Below are 21915 nucleotides of genomic sequence, written 5' to 3'. Positions count from 1 at the left end.
TCCTCGTCCTCGTACTCGTCGGAAAACTGCTCAATAACAACCTAGGCGGGCCGTCCAGGACCCGCCGGTACCAAGGCTAATGGTCTTCCACCCGGTGACAAGACGTCCCCCGGTTTGTTCCTTTGCGCTGGGAACTACCCTGGTCGGGTGCGTGACAAAACCCGAACGAATTCCGCCGCGCCCGGTGACCGACTGATCCGCGCCGGTGCCATCGTCTTCTTCCTCGGCACCGTGGCCACCGTGGTCACGGTCGCCCCGCTGTTTCTGGGCACGACGCCCTTTCCCACCTACATGTTCGTCCTGAGCATGCTGATGGGAGTCGGATTCGCGATGGCCGGGGCCGGGGTGCTCCAGTCCGTCGCGGCGGGGCGTCGTCAGGCGCGCGCGGCCGGGGCCGGGGGCTCCTCCCGGTAGGCCGCGAGCCAGGCCGGGAACTCGGTCAGGTCCGCCAGGACGGTGTCCGCTCCGGCCGCGCGCAGCTCCCCGGCGCCGTACGGGCCGGTGGCGACGGCGACCGCGTGCGCCTCGGCGGTGCGCGCGCCGCGTATGTCGCCCAGGTGGTCCCCGACGTACACGTCCGCGCCGTGCTCGCGCAGGGCCACCGCCTTCTGCTCCGCCCACAGGTCGCCGATCACCGCGTCCGGCTCGATGCCGAGGTGCTCCAGGTGCAGCTTGGCGTTGGGCTCGTACTTGGCGGTGACCACGATCGCCCGCCCGCCGGACTCCCGGACGGCCGCGATCGCCTCGGCGGCACCGGGCAGCGCGGGCGTGGCCGCGATGGCGTGCGTCGGGTACAGCGACCGGTACAGGTCGGCGGTGGCCGGCACCAGCTCCGCCGGGAACCAGTTCGCCAGCTCCTGCTCCAGCGGGGGCCCGAGCCGCGTGACCGCCAGGTCGGCGTCGACGTACGTCCCCGTCCGCTCGGACAGCGCCCGGTAGCAGGCGTGGATGCCGGGCCGGGAGTCGATCAGCGTCATGTCGAGGTCGAAGCCGACGGTCGGGGCGGGGCGGGTCGCAAGGGCCATGGGAGCCATTGTGCCGGGGAGCCGGGCAGCGCCCCACGGCACCCGGGCACGGGCGCCCCTGCCCGGCCGTGACCGGAGCGGGTGCGGCCGGAGGGGGTGCGGCCGGGGGGTGCGGCCGTGCCGGGGACGCAGCGGCCGCGACGTGCCCGGCTACGGCGCCCACCAGGCCGAGGTGCGCGAGGGACGCGGTCCTCGGGGGGAGCGGCCCCCGTCCTCCGGGGCGCCCGGGCACCCGCGGGTCCGGGCGCCGGCGCGCGGGCCCCGGGAGGCGCAGGTCCTGGGGGCGCGGGACGCGGGGGGCGGGCTCCAGGGTGGCCGGGCTCGCGGGTCCGGGCGCCGGCGCGCGGGCCCCGGGGGGCGCAGGCCCTGGGGGCGCGGGACGCGGGGGGCGGGCTCCAGGGTGGCCGGGCTCGCGGGTCCGGGCGCCGGCGCGCGGGCCCCGGAAGGCGCAGGTCCTGGGGGCGCGGGACGCGGGGGGCGGGCTCCAGGGTGGCCGGGCTCGCGGGTCCGGGCGCCGGCGCGCGGGCCCCGGGGGCTCAGCCCGCGGGGCGGCGGGCCCGCCACACCAGGTACAGCGCGGAGGCGAGCGCCGCGCCCCGCAGGACCCACGGCCAGGTGTCGGCGACGGCGGCGTTCATGTGGCCGTCGGCGATCGGGTCGCCCCAGCGCCCGTCGGTGCGGCCCCACAGCCACACGATCCCGGACGCGGCGACCAGCCCCGGCAGCCCCAGCACCGCCCATTTGACCTGGGCCGGGGTCAGGCGGCGGGACAGGAGGGTGATCAGCCAGCCCAGGGCCAGCGGCAGGAGGTTGCCGAGCGCCGCGCCGGCCACCAGGAGCGCCGCGGCGAACAGCAGCAGCGGGTTGTTCCAGCCGCCCTCGGGCCACGGCCGGGGCAGGCGGCGGCGGGCGGGGACGGCGGCCTCGACGACCTCGCCGGGCCGGCCGGCCGCACCGGGACCGCCCGGACCGTCGGGGACCGCGGCGGGACCGGCGGCGGCCACCCGCTCCTCGGCCCGCCGCGGCGGGGGCTTCAGCAGCTCCGGGATCTCCACGCCGCCGACGAACCCCGGCACGCTGTCACCGACGTCGAAGGGGCTGTTCTCCACGCGCCACCAGTCGGGCTGCCGGACGCTGCCGCCCAGTTCGTGCGCGGCGGCCAGGTGGGGTGGGGACGCCACGTCGGACTGTGCGGCTCCCGGTGCGGCGGCGGGCGGCGGCTCGGCCGGTCGCGGGCGGGGGGCGACGCGGCGCAGGCCCTTGCGGCGCTCTTTCCGCGGGGACTGCGCGTCGCGCTGTACGGGCACGGCGGCGGGCGCCCGGGGCGGCGCACCGGTGCCGGTGCGGTTGTCGGTGCCGGTGCGGGTGTCGCCGGCCGCCTCGACGACGTCGTCCGGGCTGCCGAGCCGGTCCAGGATGCGGCGCACGGCCGCGGGCGAGTCGACGACCGCCTTCGACCGGCGCTTGTCGATCTCCTCGCGCAACTCCGCCACCAGTCGCATGCGCGCGGCCGACGGCAGCTGCCGCTGCTGGGCCACGTCGCCGACCCGGCTCAGATACTCGTAGACGACCTGATCGCTCTCGATCCCCACGAACCCCTCCGGGGCGCTGCGGTGTTGATGCCCCGATGGACGACGGTACCCCCTGTCCGGGGGCGCAGCGCGCACGCCGACGCGCGCCCCCTCGTCGTACCCACCCGCTACCGTGGGGCGGATGAGCACCGAGGAGAAGCCCGCGGCCCCCCGGTCCCTCGCGGAAGCGCTCCGTGCCAGGGACGACGCCTCCCTGGCCGCCCTCCTGCGCAGCCGTCCCGACCTCGTCACCCCCGTGCCCACGGACCTCACCCAGCTCGCCACCCGGGCCGGCACCCGCGCCTCGGTCGTGCGCGCCCTGGAGCGGCTGGACCGGTTCGCGCTCCAGACGGCGGAAGCGCTGGCCGTCGCCGCGGACCCGGCGTCGTACGACGAACTGCTCGGGCTCATGGCCGGCGACGAGCACGACCCGGCCGTCGCCGCCGCGCTGCCCCGGGCCGTCGGCACCCTGCGCGAACAGGCGCTGGTGTGGGGCGGCGACGAGCGGTTGCGGCTGGTGCGCACGGCCCGCGAGCTGCTCGCCCCCACCCCGCAGCACCCGTCCCCGACCGGCCTCGGGCCCACCGTCCAGGAGGCCACCGCCGGGATGTCCCCCGGCCGCATCCAGGAGATCCTCGCCGCGGCCGGGCTGGCCTCCACCCACGACTCCGTGTCCGCCGTGGCCGCGCTCACCGGCTTGTTCACCGACCGGGGCCGGATGGCGGCGCTGCTCGCCGAGGTCCCGGCCGACTCCCGGGAGGTGCTGGACCGCCTCGTCTGGGGGCCGCCCTACGGCCAGGTCACCGCCGACCCCGCGCCCCGGCTGCGGCTGCTGCTGGACCGCGGGCTGCTGCTGCCGACCGCGCCCGGCACGGTGGTCCTGCCCCGCGAGGTCGCCCTGCACCTGCGCGCCGGCCGCGCGCACCGCACGCCCGAGCCGGTGCCGCCGCCGGTGGCGGTCGCCGCCGCGCACCGGCCGCCGATGGTGGACGCCACCGCGGCCGGCCAGGCCCTGGCGGCGCTGGACACGGTCGAGGAACTGCTGAAGGACTGGGACGAGGGCGGCCCGGCGGTGCTGCGGGCCGGCGGGCTGAGCGTGCGCGACCTGAAGCGGACCGCCGTCGCCCTGGACGTGCCGGAGCCGGTCGCCGCCTTCTGGGTGGAACTGGCCTACGCCGCCGGACTGCTGGCCTCCGACGGGGAGGCCGACGAGCGGTACGCGGCGACGCCGGCCTACGACGAGTGGCGGGAGCTGCCCGCCGCCGAGCGCTGGGCGCGGCTGGCCGGGGCATGGCTGACGGCGACCCGGGCGCCGGGGCTGGTCGGCGGGCGGGACGCCAAGGACCGGACGTTGTCGGCGCTGGGCCCGGGCCTGGACCGTTCGGCGGCGCCGGAGGTACGGCACCGGGTGCTGGCCCTGCTGGCGGAGCTGCCGCGGGGCGCCGCGCCGGACGCGGAGTCGGTGCTGGCCCGGCTGCACTGGGAGCGCCCGCAGCGCCGGGAGGACGACCTGCGCGCCCGGCTCGCCCGGTGGACGCTGTCCGAGGCGGAGCTGCTCGGCGTGACCGGGCGCGGCGCGCTGTCGGCGCCGGGGCGCGCGCTGATCGGGGCGCCCGGGCCGACCCGGGAGCCGGAGCCGACGGGGGAGCCGGGGCGGGCGGCTTCGCAGGGGGCGGGGCAGTCGTCGGCTCAGGGCGCGGGGCAGTCGTCGTCCCGGGGAGTGGGGCAGCCGTCCCAGGCGCTCGGGCGGTCCCAGGTGCCCGGGCCGCAGCCCCAGGAGCAGGGACAGCCCCAAGCCCCCGGGCAGCCCCAGGAGCACGGAGAGCCCCACGCACCCGCGCAGACGGGGCCTGCGGCGGAGCGGAAGCCGGCGGCCGGGGCGCAGGCAGAGCCCGAGGCCGGGAAGGGGCGGGAGCCGGCGGCCGAGGCGCAGGCGGAGCCCGAGGCCGGGAAGGGGCGGGAGCCGGCGGCCGAGGCGCAGGCGGAGCCCGGGGCCGGGAAGGCGCGGGAGTGGGCGGCCGGGGGCCCCGGCGACAAGCTGCCCGTCCACCACCACCGGACCACCCCGCAGCACGCGGCGCCGGGCCCGGCGGTCCCGCCGTACCCGGCGCCGGACCCCGGGGCCGAGCGGTACTCCGTCCCCCGCCCCGCGCCCCTGTCCCCCGCCGAGCAGGCCGCCGCGTGCGCCTCCGCCGCCCGGCTGCTCGCCCCGCTGCTGCCCGAGCCGCTGGACCACGTGCTGCTCCAGGCGGACCTGACGGCGGTGGCGCCGGGGCCGCTGGAGCGTCCGCTGGCGGACATGCTGGGCGTGCTGGCGGACGTGGAGTCCAAGGGCGGGGCGACGGTCTACCGGTTCACGCCCGGTTCGGTGCGCCGCGCCCTGGACGCCGGGCGGACCGCCGCCGACCTGCACGCCTTCCTCGCCGCGCACTCCCGGACGCCGGTGCCCCAGCCGCTGGCGTACCTGATCGACGACGTGGCCCGCCGGCACGGACATCTGCGGGTCGGCGCCGCCTCGGCGTACGTGCGCTGCGACGACGACGCGATGCTCAACGAGATCCTCGCCGACAAGCGGGCCGCGGGCCTCGGGCTGCGCCGGCTGGCACCGACCGTGCTGGCCGCGCAGGCGGGCCCCGCGGCGCTGCTGGAAGGGCTGCGGGGCATGGGATTCGCGCCGGCCGCCGAGTCCGCCGAGGGCGATGTGCTGATCACCCGCGCCGACGCCCACCGCACCCCGCCGCGCACCCCGCCGGAGCCGGTGCCGGACGGGCCGCCGGTGCCGGACGACACGCTGCTGGCGGCGGCGATCCGGGCGGTCCGGGCCGGTGACCTGGCCTCCACGGCACCGCGCAAGCCGTCCCCGGAGGCGGTGGGGGCCGGCGAGCTGCCGCGCACGTCCGCCGCGGAGACCCTCGCCACCACGCAGGCCGCCGTACTGACCGGCGAGGCGCTGTGGATCGGCTATGTGAACGCCGAGGGTGCCGCCAGCCAGCGGGTCATCGCCCCGATCCGCGTGGAGGGCGGCTACGTGACGGCGTACGACCACACGGCCGACGAGGTGCGCACCTTTCCGCTGCACCGGATCACGGGGGTCGCGGAGCTGGCCGACGACGCCACCTGACGGCGGCCCCCCTCCCTTTACGGTCCACCGCTGGGAATTCCGCTTTCTTCCGCTCTTTCGGGCGTAATCGTCGATTTATGCACGCCACGCCGGGCTTTTCGCACCCCAGAGGGAGCTTTCTTCATATTCCGCATCGGTCTGCAGGGAGGCGGGCAGCCACCGCTTGTCCTACTCCGAAGCGAAAGGAAGCTTCCGATGCGTTCCATCCGTCGTGCCGCCGCCGTCCTGACCTCCACCGTCGTGCTGCTCGGGGCGTTCGCCGCCGAGGCCGCGGCGATCGGCATCGACCTCACCGGAGGCGCGACCTTCTGATCCCTGCCGCCCCCCTGTCCGGGCCGGTCCGAGTCCCCTGGGCCGGCCCGCTGCGAGCTGCCCGCCCCGACGACCGGTACCGAAAGGCCAGAAACCCATGTGCTCCACCTCCGAGCCCTCCTCCCCCGCCCGTTCCGCCATCGCGGTCTCCGTCTCCGCCCTGATCACCGGTGCGGCGCTGCTCGGCGCGCTCGCCCCCGAGGCCGCCGCCCTGCCCCTGCCGCTGCCGGCCACCGGCGTCGAGCGGGTCGTCACCGAGGGCGTCACCGTGGAGGGACCGCTGGTGAACAACCTCACTCTGCCCTAGCCCCGCCCGAGGATCAGGCAAACTGGACGTTTGGCCGAGCCGTCCGGCCGTACGCGAAAGGGTGCCGCCCGTGAATGGTCCGCTGATCGTCCAGTCCGACAAGACCCTGCTCCTGGAAGTCGACCACGAGCTGGCCGACGAGTGCCGTCGGGCCATCGCGCCCTTCGCCGAGCTGGAGCGGGCGCCGGAGCACATCCACACCTACCGGCTCACGCCGCTGGGCCTGTGGAACGCGCGCGCGGCCGGCCACGACGCCGAACAGGTCGTGGACGCCCTGGTGCAGTACAGCCGCTACCCCGTGCCGCACGCGCTGCTCGTCGACATCGCCGAGACGATGGACCGCTACGGCCGGCTCAGCCTGGTCAAGCACCCGGCGCACGGCCTGGTGCTGACCACCACCGACCGGCCGGTGCTGGAGGAGGTCCTGAAGTCGAAGCGGGTGGCACCGCTGGTCGGCACCCGCATCGACCCGGACACCGTGGCCGTGCACCCCTCCGAGCGCGGGCAGATCAAGCAGACGCTGCTGAAACTGGGCTGGCCGGCCGAGGACCTCGCCGGGTACGTCGACGGCGAGGCGCACCCGATCGAGCTGGCGGAGGACGGCTGGGCGCTGCGCCCGTACCAGAAGCAGGCGGTGGAGAACTTCTGGCACGGCGGGTCCGGCGTGGTCGTCCTGCCCTGCGGGGCGGGGAAGACGCTGGTCGGGGCGGGGTCCATGGCCCAGGCGAAGTCGACCACGCTGATCCTGGTCACCAACACCGTCTCCGCCCGGCAGTGGAAGCACGAGCTGGTGAGGCGCACCTCGCTGACCGAGGAGGAGATCGGCGAGTACAGCGGCACCAGGAAGGAGATCCGGCCGGTCACCATCGCCACGTACCAGGTGCTGACGACGAAGCGGAAGGGCGTCTATCCGCACCTGGAGCTGTTCGACTCCCGGGACTGGGGGCTGATCGTCTACGACGAGGTGCATCTGCTGCCGGCGCCGGTCTTCAAGTTCACCGCCGACCTCCAGGCCCGGCGCCGGCTGGGTCTGACCGCGACGCTGGTCCGGGAGGACGGCCGCGAGTCCGACGTCTTCTCGCTGATCGGGCCCAAGCGGTTCGACGCGCCGTGGAAGGAGATCGAGGCGCAGGGCTACATCGCGCCCGCCGACTGCGTGGAGGTCCGGGTCAACCTCACCGAGTCCGAGCGGCTGGCCTACGCCACCGCCGAGACGGAGGAGAAGTACCGCTTCTGCGCGACCACCGCGACCAAGCGGAAGGTGACGGAGGCGATCGTCCGCCGCTTCGCCGGGCAGCAGACCCTGGTCATCGGCCAGTACATCGACCAGCTCGACGAACTGGGCGAGCACCTGGACGCACCGGTGATCAAGGGCGAGACGTCCAACGCCCAGCGGGAGAAACTGTTCGAGGCCTTCCGGCAGGGCGAGATCAGCGTGCTGGTGGTGTCCAAGGTGGCGAACTTCTCCATCGACCTGCCGGAGGCGACGGTCGCCATCCAGGTGTCCGGCACCTTCGGGTCGCGGCAGGAGGAGGCGCAGCGCCTGGGCCGGGTGCTGCGGCCCAAGTCGGACGGGCACCAGGCGCACTTCTACTCGGTCGTCGCCCGCGACACCATCGACCAGGACTTCGCGGCGCACCGCCAGCGGTTCCTGGCGGAGCAGGGCTATGCGTACCGGATCGTGGACGCGGACGAGATCCTGGCGGAGAGCTGAGCCGACGGCCCGGCGACGGGCGCCGGCCCTCACCGGTGGCGGACGCCCGCCTCCTCGCCGTACTCGCCGAGGATGATCACGTCGAAGGCGGCACCCGCGAACACCTTGACGGCGCGCAGGGCGTCGCCGAGCCGGTGCCGGTGGCTGCCGGCCACGGGCGTGGCGCCGGACGGGCGGCCCGGCGCCGGGGCGGGGGAGATGGTTGCTGCGCTCATGTCTCCATAGTGCGATTCGGGACATAAGCCTGACGTCGGTCTCCGGACCGAACCTCGCGAGCCGTTCCGTACGCCTGCGGGCCGATGCCTGGTCCTCACGGGGTAGGGGACGGCCGCAGGGGACGTCCCCGAGTCGGATGCGGGCGCCCGGGCCGGAAGCGATGCCCCCGGGCGCGGCGGCCGGATGCCGTCGCTCCGCCGGAAATCCGCTGGCGCCCCCGGAGGCGCTCTCCTAAAATCACCGCTCTTGCCCGCCTCCCCACGGAGAGCCGCCGCCCGGACGGAAACCGGCCGGCATCACGCGCACGTCGCGTCCAGCCACGCAGCAGGTCTTCCGGAGGCACCGCCTTGTCCACGCCCGTCCACGACGACCCTCTCGACGCCCCTTTCGACGACCCGCTCGCCCGGGAGCGCTCCCACCTCGCCGCGTCCCGCTCCGCACTGCGCGCCATGCGGGAGGACGTCGAGTCCCTCGACATCACCGACGTCACCGCGAACTGGGTCAACGCCGCCGTCCTGGAACGCCAGATCGAGGACCGCATCAAGGCGCTGGCCGACCTCGGCGACACCCCGCTGTTCTTCGGGCGGCTGGACTACCTGCGCGCCCCGGGCGCCGAGCCGGCCGAGGGAGCCGAGGAACCAGAGGGGCGCGAAGCGCCGTCCTCGCAAGGGCGGCGGTGGGAGACGGGCGGGCGGTTCTACATCGGGCGCCGGCATGTGCACGACGCCGACGGCGATCCGATGGTCATCGACTGGCGGGCGCCGGTCTCGCAGCCGTTCTACCGGGCGTCCCGGAAGGACCCCATGGGCATCGCGCTGCGCCGCCGCTTCGGCTACACCGGCGGCGACCTCACGGCGTACGAGGACGAGCACCTGTCCGACCCGGCCGAGGCGGCGGCCACCAGCAAGCTGCTCCAGCAGGAGATCGAGCGGCCCCGCGTCGGCCCGATGCGCGACATCGTGGCGACCATCCAGCCCGAGCAGGACGAGATCGTGCGTGCCGGGCTCGGCGGCACCGTCTGCGTGCAGGGCGGCCCCGGCACCGGGAAGACCGCCGTGGGCCTGCACCGGGTCGCCTACCTCCTCTACGCCCACCGGGAGCGGCTGGCCCGCACCGGCACCCTGGTCATCGGGCCGAACGAGTCCTTCCTGCACTACATCGAGCAGGTGCTGCCCGCCCTCGGCGAGCTGACGGTCCGCCAGGCCACGGTGGACGACCTGGTGGCGCACGTCGAGGTGCGCGGCGCGGACGACGCCGCGGCGGCCGTGGTCAAGGGCGACGCGCGGATGGCCGAGGTGCTGCGCCGGGCCCTGTACGCGCACGTCACCATGCCCACCCAGCCGGTGGTCGTGGTGCGCGGCTCGCGCCGCTGGCGGGTGGCGGCGTACGAACTGGAGGAGATCGTCCGCGAGTTGCTCGACCGCGGCATCCGCTACGGCGCCGCCCGCGAGGCCCTGCCGCAGCGCATCGCGCACGCGGTGCTGGTGCAGATGGAGCGGGCCGGCGAGGCCCCGGACGACCGGGTGCAGAACGCGGTGGCGCGCAGTGCGGCCGTCAAGGCGGCGGTGAAGGCCGTCTGGCCGGCCGTCGACCCGGCGAAGCTGGTGCTCCGCCTGCTGTCGGACGCCGGCTTCCTCGCCGAGCACGCCGACGGCGTCCTCACCGAGGACGAGCAGAAGGCGATCCTGTGGGTGAAGCCCGCGCGATCGGTGAGGTCCGCCAGGTGGTCGCCCGCGGACGCGGTGCTGGTCGACGAGGCCACCGACCTGATCGAGCGCACCCACTCCCTGGGCCACGTCGTGCTGGACGAGGCCCAGGACCTCTCCCCGATGCAGTACCGCGCGGTGGGCCGCCGCTGCACCACCGGCAGCGCCACCGTCCTCGGCGACCTGGCGCAGGGCACCACGCCCTGGGCGACCCGGAGCTGGCAGGAGGCCCTGGGCCACCTGGGCAAGGACGGTGCGGTGGTCGAGGAACTGACCGCCGGTTTCCGCGTGCCGACGGACGTCATCGCCTACGCCTCCCGGCTGCTGCCGCACATCGCGCCGGGCCTGACCCCGGTGGCGTCCATCCGCGAGAACCCGGGCTTCTTCGAGATGCGCAGGACCGCCGACGGCTGCGCGGACGTCGTGGCGGCCTGCCGCGAACTGCTGCGCAACGAGGGCTCGGTCGGCCTGATCGCCGCCGACGCCCGCGTCCCCGGGCTGGCCGACGCGCTCGCGGCGGCGGGCATCGGCCACCTGGGCCCGGGCGAGGAGACGACGCGGGCCACCCGCCTCACGCTGGTCCCGGCCTCCCTGGCCAAGGGCCTGGAGTACGACTACGTGGTCCTCGACGAGCCCGGCGCGATCGTCGACGGGGAACCGGACGAACGCACCGGCCTGCGGCGCCTGTACGTCTGTCTGACCCGAGCGGTGTCGGGCCTGATCGTGACGCACGGCACCGAGCTGCCGGCTCAGCTGGCGGCGTAGCGGGGCGCGGCGGGCTACGCCGGGGGGTGATGCGGCCCGGCGCCGCGCCGCCGGGGGGTGATGCGGCCCGGCGCAGCGTCGGTGCGGCCGGGAGTCGGCGGCGCGGCCCCGCGCGGCGGGCCCCCACTCCCGGCTTCGCTCGAGCGGGGCCCCATCGCCCACCCGCACCGCCCTGGGGGCGCCTCCCAGGCCGTTTCAGGCGCTGGGGGGAAGCACGACCGCCCGCGGGCTGCGCCGGTGGGCACCTGCGGGGCCGGGCCGGCGGGCGTCCGTGGGCTACGACCCGAGCACCCGCCGCCACTGCGCCACGGCCTCCGCGGAAACCGGCCCGTCCCAGCCCTCGGGCCGCGCCGCGCCCCCGATGTGGAAGGCGTCGATCCCCGCCTCCAGCAGCACCGGCACATGGTCCAGCCGCAGCCCGCCGCCGACCAGAAGCTGCTGCTCGTACCCGGGCTCACCGCGCCGCCGTGCCTCGGCGACCAGCGTCGGCAGCCCCGCGTCGACCCCGCCGGCCGCCCCGGCCGTCAGGTAGGTGTCCAGCCCGGGCAGGTCGCCGAGCTGCTTGCGCAGCGCACCCCGGTCGGCGGCCCGGTCGATCGCGCGGTGGAACGTCCACCGGCAGCCGTGCAGCGCCCCCGCGACCCGCTCCACCGCCGCCAGGTCCACCCCGCCGTGGGCGTCCAGGAACCCGAGCACGAACTGCTCCGCCCCGGCCTCCCGCAGCTCCCCCGCGACCCGTACCAGCCGCTCGGCGTCCCCGGCGGCGAACCCGTCCGCCAGCCGCAGCATCACGCGTACGTCGATGTCGACGGCGGCGCGGACCGCGGCCACGGTCGTGGCCGACGGGGTGAGCCCGTCGGCCGCCATGTCGGTGACCAGTTCGAGGCGGTCCGCGCCTCCGGCCTGGGCGGCGACCGCGTCCTCGACGTCGAGGGCGATCACCTCCAGGACTGCACGCTTGCTCATGGGACCCCATTCGTCGGCGGCTACAGGTGGAGATGGCGCTGGAGATGGAGCTAGACATGGCGCTACAGGTCTAGTCCAATCCAAGACTACGCCCCCGCCGACCGCCCCGGTCAGTCGCCGAAGATGTTCAGCTCCGCCGCCTCCACCCCGGCCAGCTCGAACGAGGCCCCGTCGACCGGCCGCCCCGCGTACAGCCGTACGAGTGTCGCCGCGTCCCCGATGAACCGCCCCGGCGGCCGGTCACCGCTCGCCTCGCCCAGCTTCAGCGGCTCGTCCATGTCGTCGAGGTCGGCGTGCAGCGGCACGTGCCCGCGCTCGCGGGTGACCGTGGCCAGCAGCGCGAGCGCCTCCGGCAGGCCGCGCCCGGCGTACGCCCCCGGTTCACCGAACGTCGCGCGCACATCACCGGCGTGCACCCACTCGCCCAGCGCGATCGCGTCCAGCACACCGCCCGCCCGGCCGATCACCGGCCCGGCCTCGGTCATGCCGCGCTCCAGCTCGTCGACGACCCGGGCGTTGGACCAGTCGGCGCGCTCGGCGATGTCCCGGTCGTTGGACTCGGGCGAGAAGACGCCCTTCTCGAAGCGGTTCTCCACCACCCGGATCAGCGCGGACGAGCAGTGGGCCAGCATGTCCCGCACGGTCCAGCCGGGACAGGCCGCCACCGGCAGCGCGAAGTCCTCGTCCTTCCGGGACCTCAGCAGCGGTACCAGCTCGTCCCGCTCGATCACCAGCAGCCGCCCGGGCAGCTCGGGGTCGCGTACGTCGTGCATGTCGGCAGGTGTCGTCATGGGTCCACGCTAGGGGCAGCGGGGCCGAGGACGGGAGAGCGACGGGGGCGGCAGGAGGACGGCGGGAGGGCGACGGGAGGGCGACGGGAGGCCAGAGGGGAACGGCGGGAGAATGGGCGCATGGCCGATCTCGACGCGCTGCGCACCCGTTTCACCCGCGCCCTGGACGGAGCCCGGCGTTCCGGGGCGGAGCCCGGCGCCGGGACCCCGTGGCCCGACCCGGTGCCCTACGCCGACAACCTGCTCGCCCGCTGGCAGGAGCCGCAGCGCCGCTACCACACCCTCGCCCATCTCACCGCGGTCCTCGACCACGTCGACCTGCTCCAGGAGCACGCCGCCGACCCGGACGCCGTACGCCTCGCCGCCTGGTTCCACGACGCCGTCTACCTGCCCGACCGCTCCGAGAACGAGGAGCGGTCCGCGCGCCTCGCCGAACGCGCCCTGCCCGAGGCCGGGGTGGCCCGGGAGACGACCGCGGAGGTGGCCCGCCTGGTCCGGCTCACCGTCTCCCACGACCCGGCCGGCGACGACCGCAACGGCCAGGTGCTGTGCGACGCCGACCTCGCGATCCTCGCCGCGCCGCCGTCGGCGTACGCCGCCTACACCGCGGCCGTCCGCGAGGAGTACCACTTCGTGCCGAACGACGCCTTCCGCGCCGGCCGGTCCGCGGTCCTGCGCCGGCTCCTCGACCTGCCCCGGCTGTTCCACACCCCCTACGGTCAGCGGGAATGGGAGCCGACCACCCGCTACAACCTCACCGCCGAGCTGGAAATGCTCTCGCTGGACGACAGCCCGGCACCGTAGCCTGCCCGGCATGCGGAACATGGGCGGGGAACGCGTGGAAGAGGCCGTCGGATGCGCCGTGGCGGCGCTGCGGGCGGCGACGGACCGGGACTGGGACGAGCCGCGGGCGGGCGGCCTGGACTGGAGCGTGCGGCAGACGGCGACGCACGTCGCGGAGTGCCTCGTCGGCTATGCGGCACAGCTCGCCGGGCGGGCGGGCGACGCCTACCTCCCGTTCGAGATCGGCCTCGACGAGGGCACCGGCAACGAAGGCACCCTGCGGGTCGTCGAGGCGATGGGCGGCCTGCTCGCCGCCACCGTCCGCACCACGCCCCGCGAGGTCCGCGCCTTCCATCCGTACCCCTTCCGCAGCGCCAACCGCGAGGGCTTCGCCGCGATGGGCATCGCCGAGGTGCTGCTGCACACCCACGACATCGCCGAGGGCCTGGGCGTGGACTTCGCGCCGCCCGCCGACGTCTGCGAATACGTGCTGACCCGGATCTTCCCGCACGTCCGGCCGGCCGCCGACCCCTGGCGCACGCTCCTGTGGGCCACCGGCCGCGGCGAACTGCCCGGCCGCGCCCGGGTGACGGAGTGGCGCTGGAAGAACAACCTCGTCCACCCGGCCGGCCGGCTCACCCTGGAGGGCGTCACGCCCGCGTCCGCGGCCGACCTGGGCATCGGCGGCGACGGCGGCTTCGCATGGGTCGAGGGCGGGCCGATCGACGGCACCCGGGAGGGCGCCGGACTGCTGACCGAGGCCTACCGGGAGGGCGTGCACCGTCCCGAGTGGGGCATGTTCGCACTGGTCCGCCGGGAGGACGGGCTGGCGGTCGGCGCCATGGGCTTCCACGGGCCCCCGGACGAGGACGGCCGGGTGGAGGTCGGCTACGACCTCGTCGAGGCCGCCCGCGGCCACGGCTACGCGACGGAGGCGCTGCTCGCCCTCACGGCGTGGGCGCTGGACCACGAGGAGGTGACGTCCGTGTTCGCCCGGACCGAGTCCGGCAACCTGGCCTCCCAGAACGTCCTCGTCCGGGCCGGTTTCACGCGGGTCGCCGAGGACGACGAGCAGTCCGCCTACGAGCTGCGCGGATAGGCCCCGCGCTTGCGCCGTCTGAGGCCCGCGCCGTGCAGCAGCCGCACCACCTCGCGGCTGCTGACCTGCACCGCCCCGGCGCCCACCGCGTCCGCGTACCGGTGGGATGGGATGTCGTAGTGGTCGCGTTCGAAGGCGCGCCGGGGCACACCCAGCCGCGCGGCGAACGCGTGCAGTTCGTCGTAGGAGACGTCACTGACCAGGTGCGACCACATCCGGCCGTGGCCGGGCCAGGTCGGCGGGTCGATGTAGACGGTCACGAGGAGGGCGCCCCGCCGGTCCGGCCCAGCGAGCCCACCGCCGCCACCTTCACGCCCGCCTTGCCGCACACCCAGTGCGGGTCGGGGCCCAGTTCCGGTTGGACGTCCAGCGCGTGCGGGTCGCCGGAGCCGCACACCGGGCACAGCGGCCAGCGGCCGTACCGCTCCAGCAGCGCGTCCTGCACGTCCTGCGCGACCAGCCCGGCCACGAACTCCGCACCCTCGGGCCACTGCTCGACCCACCACCGCCGCTGTACGACGGACTCCTCGACGAGCGACACCACGTCCGCCTCGGCCACGTCGCCCGCCACGAGGTCGGCGAGGACGAGGGCGCGCGCGGCGTGCAGAGTCTGCTCCAAGGGGCTGACGGGATCCATGCACCCATTGTGCGCGCGCCCCACGCGCTCTTGACGGGCCCACGATCCGAAAATATCTTTCATGGGTGACCGAGGAAGTGAAGGAAACTTTCGGTCGGGCCTCCGCCCCGGGCGGCGGCACCGCCCCGGCGCCCGCCCCCGCCGCCCTCGCGGCCAAGGTGCGCACGCTGGCGCCGTCGATGACCCGTTCCATGCAGCGGGTCGCCGAGGCCGTCGCGAGCGACCCGGCCGGCTGCGCGGCCCTCACCGTCACCGGCCTCGCCGAGCTGACCGGCACCAGCGAGGCGACCGTCGTGCGCACCGCCCGCCTGCTCGGCTACCCCGGCTACCGCGACCTGCGCCTCGCCCTCGCCGGACTCGCCGCCCAGCAGCAGTCCGGCCGCGCCCCCGCCATCACCACCGACATCGCGGTGGACGACCCGATCGCCGACGTGGTGGCCAAGCTCGCCTACGAGGAGCAGCAGACCCTCGCCGACACGGCCGCCGGCCTGGACACCGCACAGCTCGGCGCCGCCGTCACCGCGCTGGCCGCCGCCCGCCGCACCGACGTGTACGGCATCGGCGCCTCCGGGCTGGTCGCCCAGGACCTCACCCAGAAGCTGCTGCGCATAGGGCTCATAGCCCACGCGCCCGGCGACCCGCACCTCGCCGTCACCAACGCGGTGCAGCTGCGCTCCGGTGACGTCGCCATCGCCATCACCCACTCCGGTTCGACCGGGGACGTGATCGAGCCGCTGCGGGTCGCCTTCGAGCACGGGGCGACGACGATCGCCGTCACCGGCCGCCCCGACAGCCCGGTCACGCAGTACGCCGACCACGTGCTGACCACGTCCACCTCGCGGGAGAGCGAGCTGCGGCCGGCGGCGATGTCGTCCCGGACCAGTCAGCTGCTGGTCGTGGACTGCCTGTTCGTGGGGGTGGCGCAGCGGACGTACGACGTGGCGGCGCCGGCGCTGTCGGCCTCGTACGAGGCGCTGGCCCACCGGCACGGAGGGCCGCGCGGCAGACCGTAGGGCCGGGTCGTCACGGGCGGTCGCGGGCCGTCCGTGGCCGGTCGCCGCCCACCCGGCCGAGCCGCACACCGATACCGCCCCGCGCCCCTCGGGACAAGACACACACGGAAGTTGAAGAGAGCCGCCCCTCCATGACTGCCACCCCCCGTCACCCCGACCTCCGCTCCCAGCTGGAGCACCTCACCACCGAGGCCTTCCGGCCCGAGCTGGCCGAGATCGACCGGTTGCCCACGCTCGACATCGCGCGGCTGATGAACGGCGAGGACACCGGGGTGCCCGCCGCGGTCGCCGAGCGGCTGCCGGAGATCGCCGCCGCCGTCGACGCCGTGGCCGCCCGGATGACCCGCGGCGGGCGGCTGGTCTACGCGGGCGCGGGCACCGCCGGCCGGCTCGGCGTGCTGGACGCCTCCGAGTGCCCGCCGACCTTCAACACCGCCCCCGGCCAGGTCGTCGGCCTGATCGCGGGCGGCCCCGAGGCCATGGTCAGCTCCGTGGAGGGCGCCGAGGACTCCGCCGAGCTGGCCCGCGCCGACCTCGACACGCTCGCGCTGACCGCCGACGACACGGTGGTCGGCGTCTCCGCCTCCGGCCGCACGCCCTACGCGATCGCCGCCGTCGAGCACGCCCGCGCCCGCGGCGCCCTGACCGTCGGCCTGGCGTGCAACAGCGGCAGCGCCCTCGCCGCCGCCGCCGAGCACGGCATCGAGGTCGTCGTCGGGCCCGAGCTGATCACCGGCTCGACCCGGCTGAAGGCCGGCACGGCGCAGAAGCTGGTCCTCAACATGCTGTCGACGATCACGATGGTCCGCCTCGGCAAGACGTACGGGAACCTGATGGTCGACGTCCGCGCCTCCAACGAGAAACTGCGCGCCCGGTCGCGGCGGATCGTCGCGCTCGCCACCGGCGCGGACGACGCGGAGGTGGAACGGGCCCTGGCCGCCACCGACGGCGAGGTGAAGCACGCCATCCTGACCCTGCTGGCCGACGTGGACGGCCCGACGGCCGCCCGCCTTCTGGAGGACTCCGGCGGCCATCTGCGCGCCGCGCTGGCAGCGGCGGGCGGCTGACCGCACCCTCGGGGTGTGCCCCACGACCCCCGCTCCACGGCCACCGCGCTCCTCCCCCTGGTGGGCGGGCCCGCGAACGTCCGCTCCGTCGCCCACTGCGTCACCCGCCTCCGGCTGGGCCTCGCCGACCGGTCCCGGGTGCGGGACGCCGAACTGCGGGCGCTGCCCGGGGTGCTGGGCGTCGTCGAGGACGGCCGGTCGTACCAGATCGTGCTGGGGCCCGGGGTGGTGGGCCGGGTGGCGGAGGAGTTCGAACGGCTGCTGGGGGCGCCGACGGCCGCGCGGCAACTGGCCGACCGGGGAGGCGAGTTGCGGGCGGCCCGCAAGGAGCGCAACGCCACCCCGCTGAAGACGGCGCTGCGCCGGGTGGCGGACATCTTCGTCCCCCTCATCCCGGCCCTGATCGGCTGCGGCATCCTGGCCGGCGTCGGCGGCCTGCTGCGCAACGCGGGCTGGCTGACGGGGCTCACGCCCGCGCTGACCGCCCTGTCCTCCGCCTTCATGGCCCTGATCGCGGTCTTCGTCGGGCACAACACGGCCAAGCAGTTCGGCGGCACCCCGGTGCTGGGCGGCGCGGTGGCGGCCGTCGTGGTGTACCCGGGGGTGGCGCAGGTGACGGCGTTCGGGACGCCGCTCGCCCCGGGCCAGGGCGGCGTCCTCGGCGCGCTCGCGGCGGCCCTCCTCGGCACCTGCGTGGAGAAGTGGTGCCGCGCCCGCCTCCCCGGCACCCTGGACGTCCTCCTCACCCCCACCCTCACGGTCCTGGTCTCCGGCCTGCTCACGCTCTACGTCCTCATGGCCACGGCCGGCACGGTGTCCTCGGCCGTCGGCACGGCGGCGAACTGGCTGCTCGCGACGACGGGCGCACTGGCCGGCCTGCTGCTCGGCGGCCTCTTCCTCCCCCTGGTGATGCTCGGCCTGCACCAGGCCCTGATCCCGATCCACACCACCCTCATCGACCAGCAGGGCCACACCGTGCTGCTGCCCCTCCTCGCCATGGCGGGCGCGGGCCAGGTCGGCGCGGCGGCGGCCGTGTACGTCCGCCTGCGCCACGACACGTCCATCCGTACGACGATCAGATCGGCCCTCCCGGCGGGTCTGCTGGGCGTGGGCGAGCCGCTCATCTACGGCGTCTCGCTCCCCCTCGGCCGCCCCTTCCTCACGGCCTGCGTGGGCGGGGCGGCGGGCGGCGCCTTCGTCGGTCTGTTCGCGATGCTCGGCACCCCGACGGGCGCGACGGCGATCGGCCCGTCGGGCTGGGCCCTGTTCCCGCTGCTCGCGGGCAGCGGCGGCTGGGCGCTCACGGCGGCGGTGTACGGGGGCGGGCTGCTGACGGGGTACGCGGTCGGCTTCGCGGCGACGTACTTCTTCGGTCTCGGGGGTGTCAGTGGCGTGTGCGATTCTGAGGAGCATGAACCACGCCCAGCTGACCGCCCTGGGCCGCGCCCTGCGTCTCCTCGGTGAGCACGGCGAGGCCCTGACCGCCGACACCCGCGACGCCCGGCTGCACGAGGTCGGGGCGGACCTGCGCCGCGCGCTGGACCTGCTGGAGGACAGCGTCACCACCACCGCCCCCAGCACCCGCTGCCCGGAGCACCCGACCGGCCCGGTCGACGAGAGCGCGCCCGACCTGTGCCTGCTGTGCGAGACCCGCCGCCGGGCCGCCCGCCGCGCCGAGTTCACCGGTCCGGCGGCCCGCCCCCGGGCCACCGAGCCGGTCCAGTCCCGCTACGGGGTGCGCGGCGACCGCCCGCAGCCCCAGCAGCGCTGGCTGCCGGAGCTGTGGAACGGCCAGGCGTGGCAGCTGTGCGGCACCCCCCGCCGGGACCGCCGCGAGGCCGAGCTGTACATCGCCGCCCAGTGCCGCGGCCCGCACGCCGCGTCGGCCTACCGCCTGGTGCACGAGTTCACGGACTACGAGGTGCTGCGCGTATGGGGCACCCCGGTCCGCACGGACATCGAACCGATGCCGTAGGCGGCACCGGGGCGCCGCACCCGGCCTCCCCGCTCAGCCCAGCAGGGGCAGCGCCTCGAAGTCCGTGCCCTCCCACAGCCGGCGGGAGGCCTCCTCCGGGTAAGGGGCGACCCTCGGCTCCACGTCCAGGATCTGGACCGGCCGGCGCTGAAGGTCGTAGGCGGGCCAGCCGGGATCGCCCGTCGTGGCGAACGCCGTCCAGGAGCGGCGGATGAAGTCGGACAGCGACCTGACCTCGGGCGCGGGCTCGGCGCCCGCGAAGAAGAGCAGGCCGAGGTCGGCGCCGAAGGTGCCGAAGAGGAGGGGCAGGTCCAGGGCGTGGCAGGCGCCCAGGGCCGGGTCGGCCGGGGCCGGGAGGGTCAGCTCGTAGAGGTGGGCCCGGCCGCCGCCGGCCGCCCGGGCCTCGGCCAGACGGAGGGACGGGACGGCGAACAGCCAGTCCGTCTGCACGCGTTCGTGCAGCTCGCCCGGGGTGGCGTCCGGGAACGCCGCCCGGTACCCCGCCTCGCCGTCCGCCCCCGGCGCGTACATGCGCAGCGTCCTGGCCGCCTGTTCCTCCGTGGCCTGCCCGAGGCGTCCGGCCAGGGCGGTGAACAGGCGGAACTCGTCGCGGTTGTGCCCGACGACCAGCTCGACGTCCCGCGCCGCTCCGGCGGCCAGCGCCCGCCACGGGGTGGTGGGCAGTACGTCGCCGTCGACGACCGGCGCGAAGGGGGTGCGGGTGGGGGCGGCCTGGCCCCAGCGGTCGGCGTACTGGGACATCCGGGCGGCCAGCGCCTCGCCCGCCGCGGGCAGTTCCCGCGGGTCGGTGGCCGACAGGTCGGCGGCCGTCGGACGCAGGCCGGCCTCGGCGGCCAGGGCCGTCGCCATGTCGCGGGCGAGGTCGTCGGAGAAGAACGTGCCGGGAACGCTCTGGGCGATGGCCCGGCGGAACAGCCCGGCCGCCCTCGGCATGGCGAGGAGCGCGGCGATCGAACCGGCGCCCGCCGACTCGCCGAAGACGGTCACCCGGCCGGGGTCGCCGCCGAACGCCGTGATGTTCTCCCGTACCCACTCCAGGGCGGCGACCTGGTCGAGCAGGCCGCGGTTGGCGGGGGCGCCCTCGATGCGGGCGAAACCCTCGATGCCGAGGCGGTAGTTGAGGGTGACGACCACGACGTCGCCGGCTGCGGCGATCAGGCGGGAGTCGTAGCCGGGGCTGCCGGAGTGGCCGAACTTGTAGGAGCCGCCGTGGATCCACACCATCACCGGGCGGCGCGCGGCCGGGTCGGGGTCGGGCGTCCAGACGTTGACCGTCAGCCACTCGTCGCCCGCCGGGAGGGCCTGCGTGGCCGCGCGGCCCAGCATGCCCGCCTCCTGCGGGGCCGGCGGGCCGAAGGCGTACGCGTCGCGCGTGCCGTCCCACGGGCGGGGCGGGAGCGGGGCCGCGAACCGGGCCCCGCCGACCGGCGCCTGCGCGAACGGTATGCCGCGGAAGACCGTCAGTCCGTCCTCCCGCCGTCCGCGCACCGCACCGGCGGCGGTGCGCACCACGGGTTCGGTTCTTACCACGGGTTCAGGGTTCGTCATGCACCGGACCCTAGCCCGTCACTGAGCGCTCGCTCAGCTCAGGGTCTTCAGCGCCGCGGGGTCGTACGGCGCCAGCTCCTCGGTGCGCCCGGCGAGCACCTTCTCGGCCCACCGCGGGTCCTGGAGCAGCGCACGGCCGACGGCGACGAGATCGAACTCCTCGCGCTCCAGCCGGTCCAGCAGGTTGTCGAGGCTGCCCAGCTCGGCGCCCTGGCCCTGGAAGGCCTTGATGAAGTCGCCGTTCAGGCCGACGGAGCCGACCGTGATGGCGGGCTTGCCGGTGAGCTTCTTCGTCCAGCCCGCGAGGTTGAGGTCGGAGCCGTCGAACTCCGGGAGCCAGTAGCGGCGGGTGGAGGCGTGGAAGGCGTCGACACCGGCCGCGGCGAGCGGGGCGAGGACGGCGTCCAGCTCCTCCGGGGTGTCGGCGAGGCGGGCGCCGTAGGCGTCCTGCTTCCACTGGGAGTACCGGAGGATGACGGGGAAGTCCGCGGAGACCCGCTCCCGCACGGCGGCGACGATGTCGGCCGCGAACCTGGTACGGGCCACGGGGTCGCCCCCGTAGGCGTCGGTACGGCGGTTGGTGCCCGCCCACAGGAACTGGTCGACGAGGTAGCCGTGCGCGCCGTGGATCTCGACGCCGTCGAAGCCGATGCGCTCGGCGTCGGCGGCGGCCTGCGCGAAGGCGCCGACGACGTCGTCGATGTCCTGCCGGGTCATCGCCCTGCCGGTGGCCTCGTCCTCGCCGATGCGCAGCCCGGAGGGCCCGACGGCGGGCGCGCCGGGGAACGGCGGGTCGCCCTGCTTGCGCACCATCCCGATGTGCCACAGCTGCGGCACGATGGTGCCGCCCGCCGCGTGCACCGCCTCGGCGACCTTCGCCCAGCCGGCGAGCTGCTCCTCCCCGTGGAACCGCGGCACCCGGTCGCTCTGCCCGGCGGACTCGTGCCCGACGTAGGTCCCCTCGGTGACGATCAGGCCGACACCGGCGGCGGCACGGCGGGAGTAGTACGACACCACGTCCTCGCCGGGGATGCCGCCCGGGGAGAACATCCTGGTCATCGGTGCCATGGCGATGCGGTTCGGGACGGTGAGGCCGTTGATGACGGTGGGCCGGGAGAGTATCCGGGCGGCACGGGTGGCGGCCTCGGCGGCGGTGGCGGTCACTCGGGGGCTCCTCGCGATGGGGGTACCGGTCAGTATGTGCACACGCATTTAGCTGTGTCCAGGCACAACCGGCCACCCCGCCACCGGCATTCCTCACCGGCCCTGCTCGTGACC

General features: G+C 75.6%; 20 protein-coding genes. 11 read left to right on the top strand and 9 right to left on the bottom strand.

All coding sequences use genetic code 11. The features are described from left to right. The first annotated feature begins 147 nt into the window (after positions 1-147). The gene (locus ACLGIH_RS18565; RefSeq protein WP_416526358.1) at positions 148-414 is read left to right on the top strand and encodes a hypothetical protein; all 267 of its coding nucleotides are present in this window, start codon (positions 148-150) and stop codon (positions 412-414) included. Here the strand turns inward: ACLGIH_RS18565 and ACLGIH_RS18560 are convergent. Both ACLGIH_RS18560 and ACLGIH_RS18555 read right to left on the bottom strand, forming a co-directional pair. Further along, positions 375-1025, bottom strand: coding sequence for an HAD family hydrolase (locus ACLGIH_RS18560; protein ID WP_416526357.1), 651 nt, complete (start codon positions 1023-1025; stop codon positions 375-377). The two genes, ACLGIH_RS18565 and ACLGIH_RS18560, sit on opposite strands and share 40 nt — an antisense overlap. A gap of 536 nt (positions 1026-1561) precedes the next feature. Further along, positions 1562-2617, bottom strand: a complete 1056-nt coding sequence (locus ACLGIH_RS18555; protein WP_416526356.1) for a hypothetical protein — start codon at positions 2615-2617, stop codon at positions 1562-1564. Between the two features lie 121 nt (positions 2618-2738). Here ACLGIH_RS18555 and ACLGIH_RS18550 point away from each other — a divergent pair, with 121 nt between their 5' ends. From ACLGIH_RS18550 to ACLGIH_RS18540, 3 genes are all read left to right on the top strand, one after another. After that, positions 2739-5717 (top strand): helicase-associated domain-containing protein, encoded by a 2979-nt coding sequence (locus ACLGIH_RS18550; protein WP_416526355.1) that lies wholly within the window; start codon positions 2739-2741, stop codon positions 5715-5717. A 409-nt stretch (positions 5718-6126) separates the two neighbouring features. Continuing rightward, positions 6127-6336, top strand: coding sequence for a hypothetical protein (locus tag ACLGIH_RS18545; protein WP_416526354.1), 210 nt, complete (start codon positions 6127-6129; stop codon positions 6334-6336). A 70-nt stretch (positions 6337-6406) separates the two neighbouring features. Further along, positions 6407-8050 carry a DNA repair helicase XPB gene (locus tag ACLGIH_RS18540; protein ID WP_416526353.1) on the top strand — a complete coding sequence of 548 codons (1644 nt, stop codon included), beginning with the start codon at positions 6407-6409 and terminating at the stop codon, positions 8048-8050. A 29-nt stretch (positions 8051-8079) separates the two neighbouring features. Here the strand turns inward: ACLGIH_RS18540 and ACLGIH_RS18535 are convergent, their stop codons facing one another. Next, positions 8080-8265, bottom strand: coding sequence for a hypothetical protein (locus tag ACLGIH_RS18535; protein ID WP_416526352.1), 186 nt, complete (start codon positions 8263-8265; stop codon positions 8080-8082). Positions 8266-8613: 348 nt separating this feature from the next. Between ACLGIH_RS18535 and ACLGIH_RS18530 the strand changes: the two genes are divergently transcribed. Continuing rightward, on the top strand, positions 8614-10737 hold the full coding sequence (locus tag ACLGIH_RS18530; RefSeq protein WP_416526351.1) for a HelD family protein: 2124 nt from the start codon (positions 8614-8616) through the stop codon (positions 10735-10737). A gap of 276 nt (positions 10738-11013) precedes the next feature. Here the strand turns inward: ACLGIH_RS18530 and ACLGIH_RS18525 are convergent, their stop codons facing one another. Together ACLGIH_RS18525 and ACLGIH_RS18520 are read right to left on the bottom strand one after the other, a co-directional pair. After that, the gene (locus ACLGIH_RS18525) at positions 11014-11703 is read right to left on the bottom strand and encodes a copper homeostasis protein CutC (protein WP_416526350.1); all 690 of its coding nucleotides are present in this window, start codon (positions 11701-11703) and stop codon (positions 11014-11016) included. 110 nt (positions 11704-11813) lie between these two features. Continuing rightward, positions 11814-12494, bottom strand: coding sequence for a maleylpyruvate isomerase family mycothiol-dependent enzyme (locus tag ACLGIH_RS18520; RefSeq protein WP_416526349.1), 681 nt, complete (start codon positions 12492-12494; stop codon positions 11814-11816). Positions 12495-12614: 120 nt separating this feature from the next. On the opposite strand from ACLGIH_RS18520, the gene ACLGIH_RS18515 reads away from it, so the two are divergent. Then, positions 12615-13298, top strand: a complete 684-nt coding sequence (locus tag ACLGIH_RS18515; RefSeq protein ID WP_416526348.1) for an HD domain-containing protein — start codon at positions 12615-12617, stop codon at positions 13296-13298. A 10-nt stretch (positions 13299-13308) separates the two neighbouring features. Then, complete coding sequence (locus tag ACLGIH_RS18510) at positions 13309-14376, top strand: GNAT family N-acetyltransferase (protein ID WP_416526347.1); 1068 nt, start codon at positions 13309-13311, stop codon at positions 14374-14376. Here the strand turns inward: ACLGIH_RS18510 and ACLGIH_RS18505 are convergent. Both ACLGIH_RS18505 and ACLGIH_RS18500 read right to left on the bottom strand, forming a co-directional pair. Beyond that, positions 14358-14636, bottom strand: coding sequence for a DUF4031 domain-containing protein (locus tag ACLGIH_RS18505; protein WP_416526346.1), 279 nt, complete (start codon positions 14634-14636; stop codon positions 14358-14360). The genes ACLGIH_RS18510 and ACLGIH_RS18505 overlap by 19 nt on opposite strands. Then, positions 14633-15013: a hypothetical protein gene (locus ACLGIH_RS18500; RefSeq protein WP_416526345.1), complete on the bottom strand. Its 381-nt coding sequence runs from the start codon at positions 15011-15013 to the stop codon at positions 14633-14635. Before ACLGIH_RS18500 ends, ACLGIH_RS18505 begins: the two co-directional genes overlap by 4 nt. Before the next feature lie 65 nt (positions 15014-15078). On the opposite strand from ACLGIH_RS18500, the gene ACLGIH_RS18495 reads away from it, so the two are divergent. The 4 genes from ACLGIH_RS18495 to ACLGIH_RS18480 all read left to right on the top strand — a co-directional run bounded on the left by ACLGIH_RS18495 (position 15079) and on the right by ACLGIH_RS18480 (position 19068). Beyond that, on the top strand, positions 15079-16026 hold the full coding sequence (locus tag ACLGIH_RS18495) for a MurR/RpiR family transcriptional regulator (RefSeq protein ID WP_416526344.1): 948 nt from the start codon (positions 15079-15081) through the stop codon (positions 16024-16026). 131 nt (positions 16027-16157) lie between these two features. Further along, positions 16158-17093, top strand: coding sequence for an N-acetylmuramic acid 6-phosphate etherase (gene murQ / locus ACLGIH_RS18490; protein ID WP_416526343.1), 936 nt, complete (start codon positions 16158-16160; stop codon positions 17091-17093). A 15-nt stretch (positions 17094-17108) separates the two neighbouring features. Next, complete coding sequence (locus ACLGIH_RS18485; RefSeq protein ID WP_416526342.1) at positions 17109-18557, top strand: PTS transporter subunit EIIC; 1449 nt, start codon at positions 17109-17111, stop codon at positions 18555-18557. Then, a complete protein-coding gene (locus ACLGIH_RS18480; RefSeq protein ID WP_416526341.1) occupies positions 18505-19068 on the top strand; it encodes a hypothetical protein in 564 nt (187 codons plus the stop codon). The genes ACLGIH_RS18485 and ACLGIH_RS18480 overlap by 53 nt, the downstream gene beginning before the upstream one ends. A 33-nt stretch (positions 19069-19101) precedes the next feature. Here the strand turns inward: ACLGIH_RS18480 and ACLGIH_RS18475 are convergent, their stop codons facing one another. Beyond that, positions 19102-20637 carry a carboxylesterase/lipase family protein gene (locus tag ACLGIH_RS18475; protein WP_416526340.1) on the bottom strand — a complete coding sequence of 512 codons (1536 nt, stop codon included), beginning with the start codon at positions 20635-20637 and terminating at the stop codon, positions 19102-19104. Between the two features lie 33 nt (positions 20638-20670). Beyond that, entirely contained in the window at positions 20671-21801 is a 1131-nt protein-coding gene (locus ACLGIH_RS18470) for an NADH:flavin oxidoreductase (RefSeq protein WP_416526339.1), read from the bottom strand. Positions 21802-21915 lie beyond the last annotated feature (114 nt).

This window comes from Streptomyces hamibioticus, from assembly GCF_047946815.1.
Lineage (GTDB): Bacteria > Actinomycetota > Actinomycetes > Streptomycetales > Streptomycetaceae > Streptomyces.
Note: the sequence above shows the minus strand (reverse complement) of the source record. Positions and strands in the feature narration are given on the sequence as shown.

What these genes read in the sequence shown, in the direction of transcription:
- ACLGIH_RS18500 (WP_416526345.1), bottom strand. Translation starts at nt 15,013, where the DNA reads ATGGATCCCGTCAGCCCCTTGGAGCAGACTCTGCACGCCGCGCGCGCC.
- ACLGIH_RS18545 (WP_416526354.1), top strand. Translation starts at nt 6,127, where the DNA reads ATGTGCTCCACCTCCGAGCCCTCCTCCCCCGCCCGTTCCGCCATCGCG.
- ACLGIH_RS18525 (WP_416526350.1), bottom strand. Translation starts at nt 11,703, where the DNA reads ATGAGCAAGCGTGCAGTCCTGGAGGTGATCGCCCTCGACGTCGAGGAC.
- ACLGIH_RS18535 (WP_416526352.1), bottom strand. Translation starts at nt 8,265, where the DNA reads ATGAGCGCAGCAACCATCTCCCCCGCCCCGGCGCCGGGCCGCCCGTCC.
- ACLGIH_RS18560 (WP_416526357.1), bottom strand. Translation starts at nt 1,025, where the DNA reads ATGGCCCTTGCGACCCGCCCCGCCCCGACCGTCGGCTTCGACCTCGAC.
- ACLGIH_RS18480 (WP_416526341.1), top strand. Translation starts at nt 18,505, where the DNA reads ATGAACCACGCCCAGCTGACCGCCCTGGGCCGCGCCCTGCGTCTCCTC.
- murQ (WP_416526343.1), top strand. Translation starts at nt 16,158, where the DNA reads ATGACTGCCACCCCCCGTCACCCCGACCTCCGCTCCCAGCTGGAGCAC.
- ACLGIH_RS18475 (WP_416526340.1), bottom strand. Translation starts at nt 20,637, where the DNA reads ATGACGAACCCTGAACCCGTGGTAAGAACCGAACCCGTGGTGCGCACC.
- ACLGIH_RS18520 (WP_416526349.1), bottom strand. Translation starts at nt 12,494, where the DNA reads ATGACGACACCTGCCGACATGCACGACGTACGCGACCCCGAGCTGCCC.
- ACLGIH_RS18550 (WP_416526355.1), top strand. Translation starts at nt 2,739, where the DNA reads ATGAGCACCGAGGAGAAGCCCGCGGCCCCCCGGTCCCTCGCGGAAGCG.
- ACLGIH_RS18510 (WP_416526347.1), top strand. Translation starts at nt 13,309, where the DNA reads ATGCGGAACATGGGCGGGGAACGCGTGGAAGAGGCCGTCGGATGCGCC.
- ACLGIH_RS18515 (WP_416526348.1), top strand. Translation starts at nt 12,615, where the DNA reads ATGGCCGATCTCGACGCGCTGCGCACCCGTTTCACCCGCGCCCTGGAC.